Consider the following 14,067-nt stretch of genomic DNA (forward strand, 5'->3'; position numbering starts at 1 on the left):
ACATCAAAAGGCTTAGCTTAAATGAATAAATCCCCTTGCGCCCGGGGTGGTCGAAAGTCGTGGGTGTTCAGGCCCTGTTCGGTGCGTGGCTGCATGTTCCACTGGCGGCTGGCGCGATTAAAGCGCTGGGCGATCAAGTCGGCAAAGACACCTTCACCACGGAAGCGTTTACCAAATTGTGCATCGTAGTTTTTGCCGCTTCGGCATTGGCGAATCAGGCTCATTACCTTAGCGGCTCGCTCAGGGTAGTGGGCTTGTAACCAGGCTTCAAACATTGGTGCGACTTCATGGGGCAGGCGCAGCAGCATCCACGTTGCTGTGCGCGCGCCAGCTCGGCTGGCCGCTTCAAGAATGCGTTCAATTTCGTGGTCAGTAAGGCCAGGAATAATCGGTGAGACCAGCGTACCCACTGGAATGCCTGCGGTGTTGAGCTCGCGGATCACTTTTAAGCGCGCCTGAGGCGAGGCCGCCCGGGGTTCCAGGGTACGCTTTAGGTTGGCATCCAGGCTTGTCAGGCTAACAAATACCCGCACTAACCGATGTTCGGCCATTTCTGCTAGCAGGTCTAAATCCCGCAGTATTAGCGTGCTTTTAGTAACCAAGGTGACCGGATGCCTGCATGCCAGTAGCAGCTCTAATAAACGACGAGTTGTTTGGTATTTCGCTTCCAACGGCTGATAACAGTCGGTGTTGCCGGAAAGGTTGATAGGACGACATACATAATGGGGGTGGCTAAGCTCGTCTGTTAAGTGCTCAACTAGTCCTGTGCGGGCGATTAATTTAGTTTCAAAATCGAGCCCCGGTGACAAATCCCAGTAGGCGTGGGAAGGGCGAGCGTAGCAGTAAATGCAGCCATGCTCGCAGCCGCGAAAAGGGTTGAGTGAGCGGTCAAAAGGTAAATCCGGTGAACGGTTCCAGGAAAGCGCGCTCTTGCTGGGTTCCTCGCGTATCTCCGTTGCAAGCGAAGTAGTGGCCTCCTCATGCCACCAGCCATCATCCTCTACCACGCTGCAAGTTGGCGAAAAGCGGTTATGAGGGTCGTAGGTCGCACCACGCCCTTTATACACGGTAGCGCTGGAAGGGGAAGAAGCCATTAGTTGCCACCTCTGCACGGACTAGAGTTTCCATATATGTGTATATATACAGTATATGGCGTTTGGCTCTATGTGCAAGGTACGGCTTGGTGAGGTAGCGAAGTCAACTGAGTATGTGATTGGGTGTTTTCACTGCTGGCGTTGAGTTTAAACCTAAGCACAACCTCGGTTAACCGTTCAGCCTCATGTTCTAACTGAGTGGCGGAGGTGCTGGCTTGCTCCACCATGGCGGCATTCTGTTGAGTCGTCTGCTCCATTTCGCCAACAGCACTATTTACTTCGTTGATGCCAACACGTTGCTCCTCGCTAGCGACGGCGATCTCATCCATCAAAGTGGTAACACGCTTAACGGATTCCATAATGGCGACCATTGACTCACTGGCTAAATCCGCTTGCTGAGTGCCTGCTTCTATTTGGCTTACTGACGTTGCAATCAATTGACGTATATCCGCTGCGGCATCAGCGCTGCGGGTTGCCAGCAGGCGAACTTCACTGGCTACCACGGCAAATCCTCGACCATGTTCACCTGCTCGGGCTGCTTCAACTGATGCATTGAGCGCTAAAATATTGGTCTGAAAAGCGATTGAGTCAATTAAGCCAACAATGTCGGTAATCTGTTGCGAGCTACGACGTATCTCATGCATTTTACTAACCACATGAGTCACGACATCACCACCTTGCTGTGCATTATGCGCAGCTTCTTGAGCAACGCGGCTAGCTTGCGCTGCGTTGTCACTGTTGCGTTCCATGGTGGCCGTCATTTCTTCAATACTGGAGGCAGTTTGTGTTAATGACGCGGACTGACGCTCGGTTCGCGAGGCGAGATCTTGGTTGCCTAACGCAATTCCCCGTGCGCCTGCAAAAACCTCTTCACTGCTATGGCGCACGGTTGCCACCGTTTCCAACAAATCTTTTTGCATGTTACGTAGTGAGTTGAAGAGAATGCCGATTTCATTTCGGCCATGCACTTCAATTTCTCTAGAAAGGTCACCTTTAGCAATATATTGAAAGTGCTCGTTGATGCGTTGCATTGGGCGAATTAAGTTGACGCTTACGCCCCAGTAGACAATGGCAGTGATGATTAACGCGATGATGAATACACTGATAATAGTTGAATTAGCTAAGTTGACCACTGAAGAGAAGTTATCCAAACGCTTATTACCTTCGTCTTCTACCGTATGAAAAAAATTAACGGCATCTTGATAAAAAGTGTCATAGGCATCATGGGTACCATTGCGCAGGCGTTGGTAGCCAGTCGTGTCCCCTTGGTAAAGCGAGTCAAGTTGAGGGAGTAGCTGGTGACTCATCATGCTATTGAAGCTACTCTCTATTTCACGAATGAAGTGCTCATGAGAAGGGTTGAATGATAAAGAAAGAAATTCAGCGAACACGTTGTCTGCGCTTTCAAGCAGATTACGCATTTCATCAGCTCGTTGGCGTCTTTCAACGGCAGTAAGAGAAGGTTGCGCCTCTAGCAGCTCTTGGTACAGGCGGCCCATTTGTAAACGTACATTTTGTATCGATGAATTGGTTCTGTTCAGTGTCGATTGTTGATTGACATTGACGTTGGTAAATTGCTCGATGCTTTCCTGACTATGATTGACCGCGTAGAGTCCGGTGCCACTCAGTAGTAGCAGTAATGTCAGAAAAGAGAATAAAACGAGTGACCAGCTCATTCTCATTGTTAGATTGTTTAAGCGGTGCATGTGCCACTCCATTAATATCATTATTGTATTCTGCAATAACGCAATAGAACTGCCGGGCTAGCGGCAGTTCTAAAGCGTCGTACATGTTTTAAATGATGGTCTGGTTGCTAATTAACACATCATTATTCGGCATGAACGCTACGTTGGCTAAGGTTATTACCTTGGTTATTGGTTTCGTCCTTAGTGTCTTTATCTTCGTTAGCAATCTTTTCCCTTTCTTTAGCCTCATCTGAAAGAGATTTTTTGGGTAGGACGATGTTCAGAGTGAAAGCCGTAATAGCGGCCACAACGATAGGCGCTCCGCCAATCAAGTCTCTTAATACCGCAGGAAACTGCTCAATAGCTGATGGCTCTGCAGCGATGCCTAAGCTTAGTGCTAGGGAAAGGCCGACGATGGTCATATTGCGCGCAGACATCTCATCTTTAACCAGCAACTGGATGCCGGTCATGGTAATCATGCCAAACACGGTAATTGTTGCACCACCTAGAACGGGGTAAGGAATCGTCGTAATCATTGCGCCGAATTTCGGACTGAGACCCGCCAGAATCATAAAAATACCTGCCAGCGCCAGTACGTATCGGCTAATTACCTTGGTCATGGCTACGATGCCAACATTCTGGCTGAACGTAGAGGTGGGCAGGGCGCCGAAGAAAGAGCTGACGGTAGTGGTTAAACCATTGCCGAGTAGGCCGCCGGTAAGCTCTTTTGTTTTTAGCTCACGGTTCATACCGCCAACGGTTGTGGCAGATAAATCCCCAATAGTTTGTACGGAGTTGATAACACAAATGACGACCATCGAAGCAATGGCCGCAGTGTGAAACTCCATCTCAAACGGCATTAGTTTAGGAACGGCTACCCAGGATGCATTGGCTACGTTGTCGAAATTAACCAAGCCTAGCGATAGGGAAAGTAAATAGCCCACCACAATGCCCACAATAATGGCAGAGAGCTTAATCACCCCTTTACCAAATTGAGCTGCAATTAAGACAGTGAGCAACGTAACGACAGCGACGATCCAATTAATGGGGTCACCAAAATTGGCAGCATTAACGTTTCCACTGCCCGCCATATAGCGAATAGCGATGTCATATAGCGACAGACCGATTACCAATACCACTGTTCCTGCCACGACAGGGGGGAACAGGTGGCGTATATATTGGATGAAGTAGCCCACCACGACCATGGTCATACCGCCAATCAACTGGGCGCCGAGTATTCCTTCAATCCCGTACTGAGCGCCAACTGCCACAAGCGTCGGTACGTAGGCAAAGCCGACACCAAAGATAGCAGGTAAGCGCGCACCGAATTTCCACACACCGTATAGATGGAACACGGTACAGACACCTGATGCCAGTACCGCTATCTGGATAAGCAGGAGCTTTTCTTCAACGCTCGCGCCAACGACTCCGGCAACGATAATAGGCGGTGTTATCACGCCAGCGATCATGGCCAGTAGGTGCTGAAGAGAAAGCGGCAGCACCTTTAAGAATTTGGGTTTTCCATAAAAATCAAAGAGGGAGGTGCTCTTTCCATCTATTCGCGCTCGCTCTTCCGACGAGGCAATTGCGTCACTCATGAGGGACTCTCCATTGTTGTTGTATTCAATGATTTGAAATTATTGTTCATTTTTGAAGTTAATACTGTACACAAAAAATCTGCTGAAAATAAATAATTTCGCCCTGTTTATGCTCATCTATTTGGCTAATAGCGCTTCTTGATACGAAAAATAGCATGCTGGTTTCTCAGCTACGTCTACCATATTTTTTGCTCAAGCTTTTGATTTTTAATTTATTTTTAAATATCTCTGCCAGGGAGGGGCTTGTGTATAGATGCCTGGTCGTCGCCTAGGAAAGAAAATCTGAGTAGCTAAGGTAGCGTCAAAATTTTGGCGCTGGAAAGGGTGAACAACGCTTCCTAATAAAAATGTATACAAAAATTCTTTGAAATGTGTCGATTTTTTATATAGAAATGTAGTCATTGGGTTTTGGGCTATGCCGCGTCTTACCCACTGTTGAGCTACTTATTGTAAGTAAGGCATTGGGAAAAAACAGGGTAATAGCTCTAATTACATTAATAAAATATTGGAGAAAACAATGGGTTACGTGACAACTCATGTTCTGGATACTGCGCAAGGCTGCCCAGGCGAGGGAGTCAAAATTGATCTGTATCGTGTCGTTAACGGCGAACGCAGCTTCCTCAAAACGGTAACCACCAATGATGATGGCCGCTGTGACCATCCCATATTAGATGGCGACGAGCTACAAGAAGGGGAGTACGAGTTGGCGTTTCATGCAGGCGATTACTTCGCCAGTCAGGCTGGCCGAGTTGCGGATAACGGGCCTGCCTTCTTAAACGTGATACCGCTTCGCTTCGGGGTCAATGACGCCACACAGCACTATCACGTGCCATTGCTGCTATCGCCCTATGCCTACTCTACGTATCGCGGCAGCTAAAGAGACTTAATCAATAGTCCCGATAAAAATAGCCCTGATAAAAAACCTAATGCTGCCGACTAACAACAAACAAATGAGGCGAGGAAGCCGACATGCTGTCCTACTTAATTGATTTTTCTAATTTTATGCTTCGCTGGCTACACGTTATTGCCGCGATTGCCTGGATTGGTGAGTCTATCTACTTTGTCATGCTAGATAATGGCTTAAAATCCCCCAAAGATGAAAACTGCCGCAAAAAAGGCGTGTTTGGTGAGATGTGGGCCGTGCACGGTGGCGGCTTCTATCACAATCAGAAATATGCCACTAGCCCGGAAAAGCTGCCTGATGACCTCCACTGGTCCTTCTGGAAGGCTTATACCACTTGGTTATCTGGCTTCGCTTTATTCATTATTTTGTACATGTTTAATCCTGGCTTTTATTTGGTTAATCCCAATAGTAGTTGGGAGTGGGCTGCCAATATGACCGGCTGGCAGGCCAACGTTTTGGCGCTGACCTTTTTGTTATTGGGTTGGGTGGTTTACAACGAAATGTGTAAGCGCATCAGCCCCAACATGGAGCGCGATGGCCTATTAAGTATTGGTGTTGCGATCATGATGGTGGTGGTGGCGTACCTGAGCACTCAAATGTTCTCAGGTCGTGCCGCATTTCTATTGACCGGGGCTGTTATGGCAACGGCGATGTCTGCCAACGTGTTCTTCTGGATCATTCCAGGGCAGCGCCGCATTGTTAAGGCGATGAAAGCTGGCGAAACGCCAAATCCGTTAGACGGCAAACGTGGTAAGCAACGCTCGGTACACAATACGTACTTTACGTTACCCGTTGTCTTATTAATGATCAGTAATCACTACTCCTTTGCATACTCTCACGCCTATGCATGGGTCATCATGGCATTGCTGATTTTTGCGGGTGCATTAATTCGTCAGTACTTCGTGTTGATGCATGCTGGGAAAATACGGCCTGGTTATCCTGCGGCAGGTGTCCTCTTGATTATGGTGGCGTTTTGGATAGGGATGCCAGCTAACCAACAAGCTAATGCTGGTGCAGAGAGTGGGACAGATATTGCTGATGTGCAGGCGGTTATTGAGCAGCGCTGCGTTGCGTGCCATGCCCAATCGCCAACACAGCCCGGTTTTTCTGCTCCTCCTGCGGGCTTTGCCTACGATAACCTTGAGCAAATTTTGCATCACAAAGAGAGCATTCAGCAAGTCGTGGCCAGTGGATACATGCCCCTTGGCAACATGACCAATATGACAGATGAAGAGCGCGGGTTGATTGGAGAGTGGTCTGAGTAACTAGCTCGCTCGTTGTGACGTCAGCAGCTAACACCTTCTAGCGCTCTAGTGGTGATAGCTGCTGTATTAGCTGAGTTCCTTAACGCATGCTCAATGTTGCTTTAAATCATTAATGGCAATCGGCAAGTGGTAGATTTGCGCAGGCGTTGGGGGTTTTACGTTATCTCGATAATACAAATAACGAAGTGAGTTAACCCGCCATGAGTGATAAGGAAAAAAAGCATTTAATTCCCGCGCTTGAACGCGGGCTGACGATTTTAATGGAGCTCAATCGTCATCATCGCGAAATGAGTTTTGCTGAGATCGTCAAACGCGTTGGTTATCCCCAGTCGACGTCGTATCGCGCAGTCCAGACCTTGGAGCATATGGGGTTTCTACGCCATCACCCGGTCACTGGATTGTATTCGCTGGGTGTGAACGTGCTAAAACTGGGCTTTGAATATGTGGCCTCATTGGATGTTGTGCAGGTAGGCCATCCTGTTATTGAGTCGCTATGCGAGCAGACCGGCTGCTCAAGTCATATTGCCGTTCGCGACGGAAGGGATGCCGTTTATGTGGCCCGTGTGGGTGCCACTAACGCCACAATTCGTCGCGTTAGTGTAGGAACACGAATTCCACTGCACTGCACGTCACTAGGGCGACTGCTTCTGACTGATCTCTCAAAAGAGGAATTTGAATCGCTTTATCCTGACGACCAACTACTTAATAAAGAACTCGGTGCCCCCATCCGGCGTGATGTTCTATGGGACTTAGTTCAGGAAGACCGTCAGCGTGGTTATGTCATTGCCGATTCTTACTATCACTTTGGTATTTCATCGATTGCCTACCCGCTCTACAACCATGATGGGGTAGTGGAGGGCGTTGTTAGTATCATGGTGCCTGTGCATGAATTTGCCGAGGATGAGCGAACCAAGCTGCAAGCGCTGGTGCAAGAGGCCGCGAGAACAATCTCCGATATGCTAGGGCACGATCAAGCCCTTGCGAAACGCGATGGCTAGGTATTGCAGACGGCAATAGCACGCTGCGTGCGGGATTAAATCTACACCATTTTCCCCCTGTATGGACTGGATGCAAAAGCACCGGTCCGATTGGCATGCCTGTTTTTACCAATACCCAGAGCGTTTCGTTAGTAACACTTGCGCTCCCTTGTACGTGTTTATACTCAATATAATCCATATTAAATATTTGATTTAAAATGATTTTTATTGCGTCTGCTGAATTTAGTGGAAATATTTTCCATTAAATATTGACAGTGCTTCGGATGGCGCATACTTTGAATATTGTTTCGTATACAAAATTAAATACAAAAATGAATACTAAATGTATTCACTCTTCGAGGAGAAGTTGTGATGGCTAAAATGACAGCTGCAGAAGCCGCCATTCACGTCCTGAAAAAAGAAGGTGTTGATGTTGCCTTTGGTGTGCCAGGTGCTGCTATCAATCCTTTCTACGCTGCGATGCGTAAAGTGGGCGGCGTAGATCACGTGTTAGCACGCCACGTGGAAGGCGCCTCACACATGGCGGAAGGGTATACCCGCACAACCGCTGGCAACATTGGTGTGTGTATCGGTACTTCTGGTCCCGCGGGCACGGATATGATTACGGGCCTGTATTCTGCCAGTGCTGATTCAATTCCGATTCTATGTATCACTGGCCAAGCTCCCCGCGCCAAGATGCATAAAGAAGACTTCCAGGCCGTCGATATTCAGACGATTGCTGGCCCGGTAACCAAATGGTCCGTTACGGTGATGGAACCTGCCCAGGTACCGCGCGCATTCCAGAAAGCCTTCCAGCTTATGCGTTCTAGCCGTCCTGGACCGGTACTGATCGATCTTCCCATCGATGTACAGATGAGCGAAATCGAGTTTGATCCGGACACCTACGAGTCACTTCCGGCTTATAAACCCTCAGCATCTCGTGCCCAAATTGAAAAAGCATTGACGATGCTCAACGAAGCCGATAAGCCGCTGATCGTGGCTGGTGGTGGCATCATCAATGCCGATGCTGCCGAGCAATTAGTTGAATTTGCTGAGCTAACCGGGGTGCCGGTGATCCCGACGCTGATGGGGTGGGGAACGATCCCGGATGACCACCCGTTAATGGCAGGCATGGTAGGGCTGCAAACGTCGCACCGATACGGCAATGCGACCATGTTGGCCTCTGACTTTGTCATGGGGATTGGTAATCGGTGGGCTAACCGACACACTGGCAATGTTGAAACGTATACAAAAGATAGAAAGTTTGTTCACGTTGATATCGAGCCTACGCAAATAGGCCGTATTTTTGGGCCTGACTACGGCATCGTTTCTGACGCTAAGCTTGCCCTAGACCTGTTTATCGACGTCGCTCGTGAAATGAAGGCCAGCGGACAGCTTAAAAACCGTAGTGCCTGGGCACAAGAGTGTCAGGAGCGTAAGCGCACGCTACTGCGCAAAACGCACTTCGATAACGTGCCGGTGAAACCGCAGCGTGTTTACGAAGAGATGAACAAGGTTTTTGGTAAAAATGCACGCTATATCAGCACGATCGGTTTGTCGCAGATTGCCGGCGCTCAGTTCCTGCATGTGTACAAGCCTCGTCACTGGATTAACTGTGGCCAAGCTGGGCCACTAGGCTGGACAGTGCCTGCAGCACTGGGTGTTTGCCGTGCCGACCCTGATGCCGAAGTGGTTGCGCTGTCTGGCGATTACGACTTCCAGTTCATGGTGGAAGAACTAGCGGTTGGGGCACAGTTTAACTTGCCGTATATCCACGTGCTGGTGAATAACTCCTACCTCGGTTTGATTCGTCAGGCCCAGCGTGGCTTCGACATGGACTACTGTGTCCAGCTCTCGTTCAAGAACATTAACTACACCGACGAAGAAGCGGCGCTCGCTGAGTACGGCGTAGATCACGTGTCGGTTGCTGAAGGCCTTGGCTGTAAAGCGCTGCGTGTCACTACACCCGATGAGATTGCACCTGCGTTAGAGAAAGCGCGTGAGCTAATGCGCCAATACCGTGTGCCGGTCGTGGTGGAAATCATTCTCGAGCGCGTTACCAATATCTCGATGGGCACTGACCTTGATGGGGTTAATGAGTTCGAAGCGTTAGCTGAAAACCTTACCGATGCACCGAGTTCTATTGCCAGCCTGACGTAAGGCACCGAGGTGCTTTCAGGCAAGTCGCTGAAGTCGTTATTAAGACGCTAAAACGTTAGGAGAACACTATGGCTAAGTTTGCCGCGAATCTCAGTATGCTGTTCACTGAAGTCGATTTTCTTGATCGCTTTGAGGCCGCCGCAAAGGCGGGCTTTAAAGGGGTTGAGTACCTTTTTCCCTATGACTATGCGGCAGCTGACATCAAGCAGCGCTTGGATGCGAATGGCCTAACCCAAGTGCTGCACAACTTACCTGCGGGAGATTGGGGAGCAGGCGAGCGAGGCATTGCTTGCCATCCCGACCGGGTAGATGAGTTTCGTGCCGGTGTGGATAAAGCGATCGACTATGCCACTGCGCTTGAGTGCAAGCAGGTGAACTGCCTTGCGGGTATTCAGCCTGAGGGCGTTAGTGATGCTGAAGCTCACCGTACCCTGGTCGAAAACCTTCGCTACGCTGCCGAAAAACTCAAAGCAGCCGGCATTTTGCTGCTTGCAGAACCTATCAACACTCGTGACATCCCAGGCTTTTTCCTTAATCGCACCGAGCAGGCGTTGGCACTTTTTGACGAAGTCGGCAGCGATAACTTAAAGCTGCAGTATGACATCTACCACATGCAAATCATGGAGGGTGATCTTGCGCCCACTATTGAAAAGCATTTTGCACGTATCGCTCACGTGCAGTTGGCGGACAACCCGGGACGCCATGAGCCAGGAACGGGTGAGATCAATTATCCCTTCTTATTTAGCCACCTGCAGCAGCTTGGCTATGACGGCTGGATCGGCTGCGAGTTCAAGCCCAAGACCACGACGGTAGAAGGTTTAGGTTGGTTAGATAAGGCGCGTTAACCCTGTATGACTTAAAACAGGCAAGTGAGTAAATAGTCGTTAGCTCAGGAAATCTAAATCATTTAGAAACAATAGCTTGGTTTCTAGAAGACGCGAATGGAGAACAATTATGAGTAAGATTGGTTTTATTGGTTTAGGCATTATGGGTCGTCCTATGGCGGGCCACCTGCTCGACGCTGGTCACTCTTTGATGACTGTTAAACGCGGTACCTTGGATGCTGCGCTTGCCGAGAAAGGCATGAGTGAAGTCGCTTCTCCCAAAGCGGTGGCTGAAGCGTCTGACGTCATTATCACCATGGTGCCCGATACGCCCGATGTCGAAAGCGTGTTATTTGGTGAGGAAGGCGTGATTGAAGGCCTGAAGCCCGGCACCCTGGTGATTGATATGAGCTCTATTGCTCCAATGCAGACCCAGGAATTTGCCAAGCGGATTACCGATGCGGGCGGAGAGTTTGTCGATGCGCCGGTTTCTGGTGGTGAAGGTGGTGCAATTAACGCCGCGCTTACCATCATGGTGGGCGCAACAACGGAAGGGTTTGAGCGAGCCAAGCCTTACCTGGACGTTGTTGGGAAGACGATTACCCACATCGGCGGCCATGGTGCAGGTCAGACGTGCAAAGTGGCTAACCAGATTGTGGTTGCGCTAACGATTGAAGCAGTGGCAGAAGGGTTGCTGTTTGCCTCTAAAGCAGGCGCTGATGTCGCTAAAGTACGTGAATCACTGATGGGCGGTTTAGCTCAATCGAAAATCCTCGATGTTCATGGCGAGCGCATGATCAAGCGCACCTTTGAGCCTGGGTTCCGCGTTCGTCTGCACCAGAAAGATCTCAACTTGGCGTTAGAGGGTGCTAGGACGTTAAACCTGTCATTGCCAGGCACCGCCAATGCACAGCAGCTGTTCCAAGCGTGTGTTGCCAACGGGGGCGAAGATTGGGATCACGCAGGTATTGTGCGCGCTTTAGAAAAGCTGGCAGACCATGAGGTTGGCCAATAGCGTGCCTTTGTCAGGCAGGCCAGCGTCTGTTGGCCTGCCATTAAGCTCTTTTTACTGAGTTTTAAGTTCTTTTACTAAGCTTTCCTAGCTCTTTGTTTACGTTCTTTTCTAAGCTCCTTTTTGAGCCCTTTTCCTGATCCCTGCCCGAGGAGTCTTTTGATGAATTCCCTTGTTCGCTTGGCGCCTTTTACCAGTGAAGAGGCGACCCGCCAGTGGCTGAATCAACTGGCCGAAACGGCTATTGCTGCGGTACATCCCGATAGCTTATTAACTGCCCAGTTGCCTGAAAAACCGCCAGGCCGAACTGTCGTCGTGGGCGCGGGTAAGGCCGCCGCCGCCATGGCGCGCGCATTAGAGTTGGCGTGGGAAAAACGCGCTCGTGAGTCAGGCGAAGAGGTCGACTTAACAGGCGTAGTAGTGACCCGTTATCAGCATGGGGCAGCCTGTCGCTATATCGATGTACTTGAAGCCTCTCATCCAATGCCTGATGCGCTGGGTGAGCAAGCCGCTAAGCGCATGCTTGATGAAGTGAGAAACCTGGGTGAAGACGATCAAGTGATCGCACTCATCTCCGGCGGCGGCTCCGCGTTAATGACTCTGCCGGCGGACGGCATTTCGCTAGAAGACAAACAGGCTCTGAATAAGGCGCTGCTTCGATGCGGTGCACCGATCCGTGAAATAAACACCGTAAGGCGCCATTTGTCTGCAATTAAAGGCGGGCGGTTGGCCACCGCTGCGCACCCCGCGCAAGTGGTGACGCTACTTATTTCGGATGTTCCTGGTGATGTGCCTTCATTAATTGCCTCAGGCCCGACGCTGCCGGATAACACAACGTCGTTAGATGCCTTGGCAATTTTAAACCGCCATGAGATTGAGGTGCCTGAGCATGTGAAGCGTCATTTAATGGCCGACCATCGTGCTCCTCAGACCTGGAGCCAAGGATTTTCACGGGACAAATCGACTATCCTGGCCCGTGCGCGGGACGCACTGAAGGCCGCCCAACTCAGCGCCGAAGAGAGTGGTCTAGAGGTAAGAGTGCTAGGTGATGATCTTGAGGGTGAAGCAAGAGATTTAGGCATTGCCCAAGGGCGTATGGCGTGCAAGTTGCAGTCTGAAATTACTCGTCCGCTGCTGGTACTGTCAGGTGGTGAAACCAGCGTTACCGTGCGTGGTAATGGTCGAGGAGGGCGCAACGTTGAGTACCTGCTGGGGCTTTTTGATACGCTAAAAGGATGTGATGGCATTTATGCAATTGCTGTTGATACCGATGGCATTGATGGCTCTGAAGATAATGCAGGCGCGTTAATTGGGCCTGAATGCTGGCAGCGAGCTAAGGCATTATCGCTTTCTGCACAGGATTACCTTGCCCGTAACGATGCGTACAGTTTCTTTGATGCGTTAGATAACCTCGTGGTAACGGGGCCAACCCGAACCAATGTTAACGATTTTCGAGCGATTCTTATTCTACCCAGCCCGTCGTAAGGCTGTGGTTGTGCCCTCATATCGACTCGATTACCCGTTAAGGCATTGTTTTGCGTGGTTCTGAGTGGTTGTCCGAGGGGTAAACATGATAAGTTTCGTCGAGGTTCATTAGAGAGTTAGGCCATGACCCTCGGCTGGCACAAGAAAGGTTTTACCAAAACGAAAGAAGGTCGCGTTAGCGATCAAGATATTGTTGAACACATCCGGTCTGCGGTACTGATGCAGCGACTGGCACCAAATACAAAACTGCCTGAAGTCACCATCGGCGATGTATTTGGCGTCAGCCGTTCAGTGGTGCGTAAAGCGTTAACACGGCTTGATGCTGAACATGTTATCGACCAACGGCCGAACCAGGTTGCCCGCGTCAGAGCGCCTTCGATTGACGAAACGCGAGAGACGTTTTCCGCGCGTAGGTTAGTGGAAGGTGAGATTGTCTCACTGTTGGCGGGTAAGCTGGATGTGGCGACTTACAAGGCGTTAGAGAAGCAGGTCGCCCTTGAAAAGCAGGCGTTTGAAAACAGTGACGAACCGTCACGTATCGAACACTCCCTCAATATTCATCACCTCCTTGCCCAGCATGCCCCTAATCGTATCTTGGGTGCGATGTTGACCGATCTCGTCTTGAGAACGTCAATTGTCATCGCTCTCTATAAGCGTCCGGGCTTGTCTTCTTGCTACTTGGAAGGCGATCATGCCAACTTGCTTGGGCACTTGGCGAGTGGTGATGCGCAGGCGGCTAAGCAGGCGATATACACGCACCTTAATAGCTTAGAGTCTTTGCTGGTGCTGTCGTCTCAAGAGCCAGAAAACGACGATTTGATGACTATTCTAGGCGGTAAATCTGTTAGGGCGTGATTTGCTAGCCCTAGGTTTTCGGTAACCCTGGGTTTTCGCGAACAATAGATTTCAATGCTCCAAACTGATGTCTCAAAAAAGCGGCGCCCTATTGGGCGCCGCTTGTGGCTTACTGTGAGACGATTACAGCAGTAATCGGCGAATATCCGTCAGCACATCGGCCAGGAAGGCCGTAAAGCGGGCGGCATCCGCACCGTTAATCGCCCGG

General features: G+C 50.0%; 11 protein-coding genes. 8 read left to right on the top strand and 3 right to left on the bottom strand.

The window, feature by feature from the left end; all coding sequences use genetic code 11:
- Positions 1 to 17: 17 nt before the first annotated feature.
- The 3 genes from JFC11_RS16905 to JFC11_RS16915 form a co-directional block, all read right to left on the bottom strand.
- Positions 18 to 1,094 (bottom strand): PA0069 family radical SAM protein, encoded by a 1,077-nt coding sequence (locus JFC11_RS16905; protein WP_198350123.1) that lies wholly within the window; start codon positions 1,092 to 1,094, stop codon positions 18 to 20.
- A gap of 68 nt (positions 1,095 to 1,162) precedes the next feature.
- Positions 1,163 to 2,800, bottom strand: a complete 1,638-nt coding sequence (locus JFC11_RS16910; protein WP_198350124.1) for a methyl-accepting chemotaxis protein — start codon at positions 2,798 to 2,800, stop codon at positions 1,163 to 1,165.
- Positions 2,801 to 2,922: 122 nt separating this feature from the next.
- The gene (locus JFC11_RS16915; protein WP_120387171.1) at positions 2,923 to 4,377 is read right to left on the bottom strand and encodes a uracil-xanthine permease family protein; all 1,455 of its coding nucleotides are present in this window, start codon (positions 4,375 to 4,377) and stop codon (positions 2,923 to 2,925) included.
- A 517-nt stretch (positions 4,378 to 4,894) separates the two neighbouring features.
- Here JFC11_RS16915 and uraH point away from each other — a divergent pair.
- The 8 genes from uraH (at position 4,895) to JFC11_RS16955 (ending at position 13,859) form a co-directional block, all read left to right on the top strand.
- Positions 4,895 to 5,254 (top strand): hydroxyisourate hydrolase, encoded by a 360-nt coding sequence (uraH, locus tag JFC11_RS16920; protein WP_038483178.1) that lies wholly within the window; start codon positions 4,895 to 4,897, stop codon positions 5,252 to 5,254.
- A 92-nt stretch (positions 5,255 to 5,346) separates the two neighbouring features.
- Entirely contained in the window at positions 5,347 to 6,546 is a 1,200-nt protein-coding gene (locus JFC11_RS16925; RefSeq protein ID WP_038483181.1) for a urate hydroxylase PuuD, read from the top strand.
- A gap of 200 nt (positions 6,547 to 6,746) precedes the next feature.
- Positions 6,747 to 7,544 (top strand): IclR family transcriptional regulator, encoded by a 798-nt coding sequence (locus JFC11_RS16930; RefSeq protein WP_009724987.1) that lies wholly within the window; start codon positions 6,747 to 6,749, stop codon positions 7,542 to 7,544.
- A gap of 351 nt (positions 7,545 to 7,895) precedes the next feature.
- Positions 7,896 to 9,683, top strand: coding sequence for a glyoxylate carboligase (gene gcl, locus JFC11_RS16935; RefSeq protein WP_038483187.1), 1,788 nt, complete (start codon positions 7,896 to 7,898; stop codon positions 9,681 to 9,683).
- Between the two features lie 68 nt (positions 9,684 to 9,751).
- A complete protein-coding gene (gene hyi / locus JFC11_RS16940; protein ID WP_198350125.1) occupies positions 9,752 to 10,528 on the top strand; it encodes a hydroxypyruvate isomerase in 777 nt (258 codons plus the stop codon).
- Between the two features lie 109 nt (positions 10,529 to 10,637).
- Complete coding sequence (locus tag JFC11_RS16945; protein ID WP_198350126.1) at positions 10,638 to 11,522, top strand: 2-hydroxy-3-oxopropionate reductase; 885 nt, start codon at positions 10,638 to 10,640, stop codon at positions 11,520 to 11,522.
- A 159-nt stretch (positions 11,523 to 11,681) separates the two neighbouring features.
- Complete coding sequence (locus JFC11_RS16950) at positions 11,682 to 13,004, top strand: glycerate kinase type-2 family protein (protein ID WP_198350127.1); 1,323 nt, start codon at positions 11,682 to 11,684, stop codon at positions 13,002 to 13,004.
- 123 nt (positions 13,005 to 13,127) lie between these two features.
- Entirely contained in the window at positions 13,128 to 13,859 is a 732-nt protein-coding gene (locus JFC11_RS16955) for a GntR family transcriptional regulator (protein WP_009724992.1), read from the top strand.
- Positions 13,860 to 14,067 lie beyond the last annotated feature (208 nt).

This window comes from Vreelandella alkaliphila (genome assembly GCF_016107625.1).
GTDB classification, from domain to species: Bacteria; Pseudomonadota; Gammaproteobacteria; order Pseudomonadales; family Halomonadaceae; genus Vreelandella; species Vreelandella alkaliphila.

Excerpts from the sequence above, each read along its gene's own strand:
- JFC11_RS16905 (WP_198350123.1), bottom strand. The coding sequence starts at position 1,094 with ATGGCTTCTTCCCCTTCCAGCGCTACCGTGTATAAAGGGCGTGGTGCG.
- JFC11_RS16910 (WP_198350124.1), bottom strand. The coding sequence starts at position 2,800 with ATGCACCGCTTAAACAATCTAACAATGAGAATGAGCTGGTCACTCGTT.
- JFC11_RS16915 (WP_120387171.1), bottom strand. The coding sequence starts at position 4,377 with ATGAGTGACGCAATTGCCTCGTCGGAAGAGCGAGCGCGAATAGATGGA.
- uraH (WP_038483178.1), top strand. The coding sequence starts at position 4,895 with ATGGGTTACGTGACAACTCATGTTCTGGATACTGCGCAAGGCTGCCCA.
- JFC11_RS16925 (WP_038483181.1), top strand. The coding sequence starts at position 5,347 with ATGCTGTCCTACTTAATTGATTTTTCTAATTTTATGCTTCGCTGGCTA.
- JFC11_RS16930 (WP_009724987.1), top strand. The coding sequence starts at position 6,747 with ATGAGTGATAAGGAAAAAAAGCATTTAATTCCCGCGCTTGAACGCGGG.
- gcl (WP_038483187.1), top strand. The coding sequence starts at position 7,896 with ATGGCTAAAATGACAGCTGCAGAAGCCGCCATTCACGTCCTGAAAAAA.
- hyi (WP_198350125.1), top strand. The coding sequence starts at position 9,752 with ATGGCTAAGTTTGCCGCGAATCTCAGTATGCTGTTCACTGAAGTCGAT.
- JFC11_RS16945 (WP_198350126.1), top strand. The coding sequence starts at position 10,638 with ATGAGTAAGATTGGTTTTATTGGTTTAGGCATTATGGGTCGTCCTATG.
- JFC11_RS16950 (WP_198350127.1), top strand. The coding sequence starts at position 11,682 with ATGAATTCCCTTGTTCGCTTGGCGCCTTTTACCAGTGAAGAGGCGACC.
- JFC11_RS16955 (WP_009724992.1), top strand. The coding sequence starts at position 13,128 with ATGACCCTCGGCTGGCACAAGAAAGGTTTTACCAAAACGAAAGAAGGT.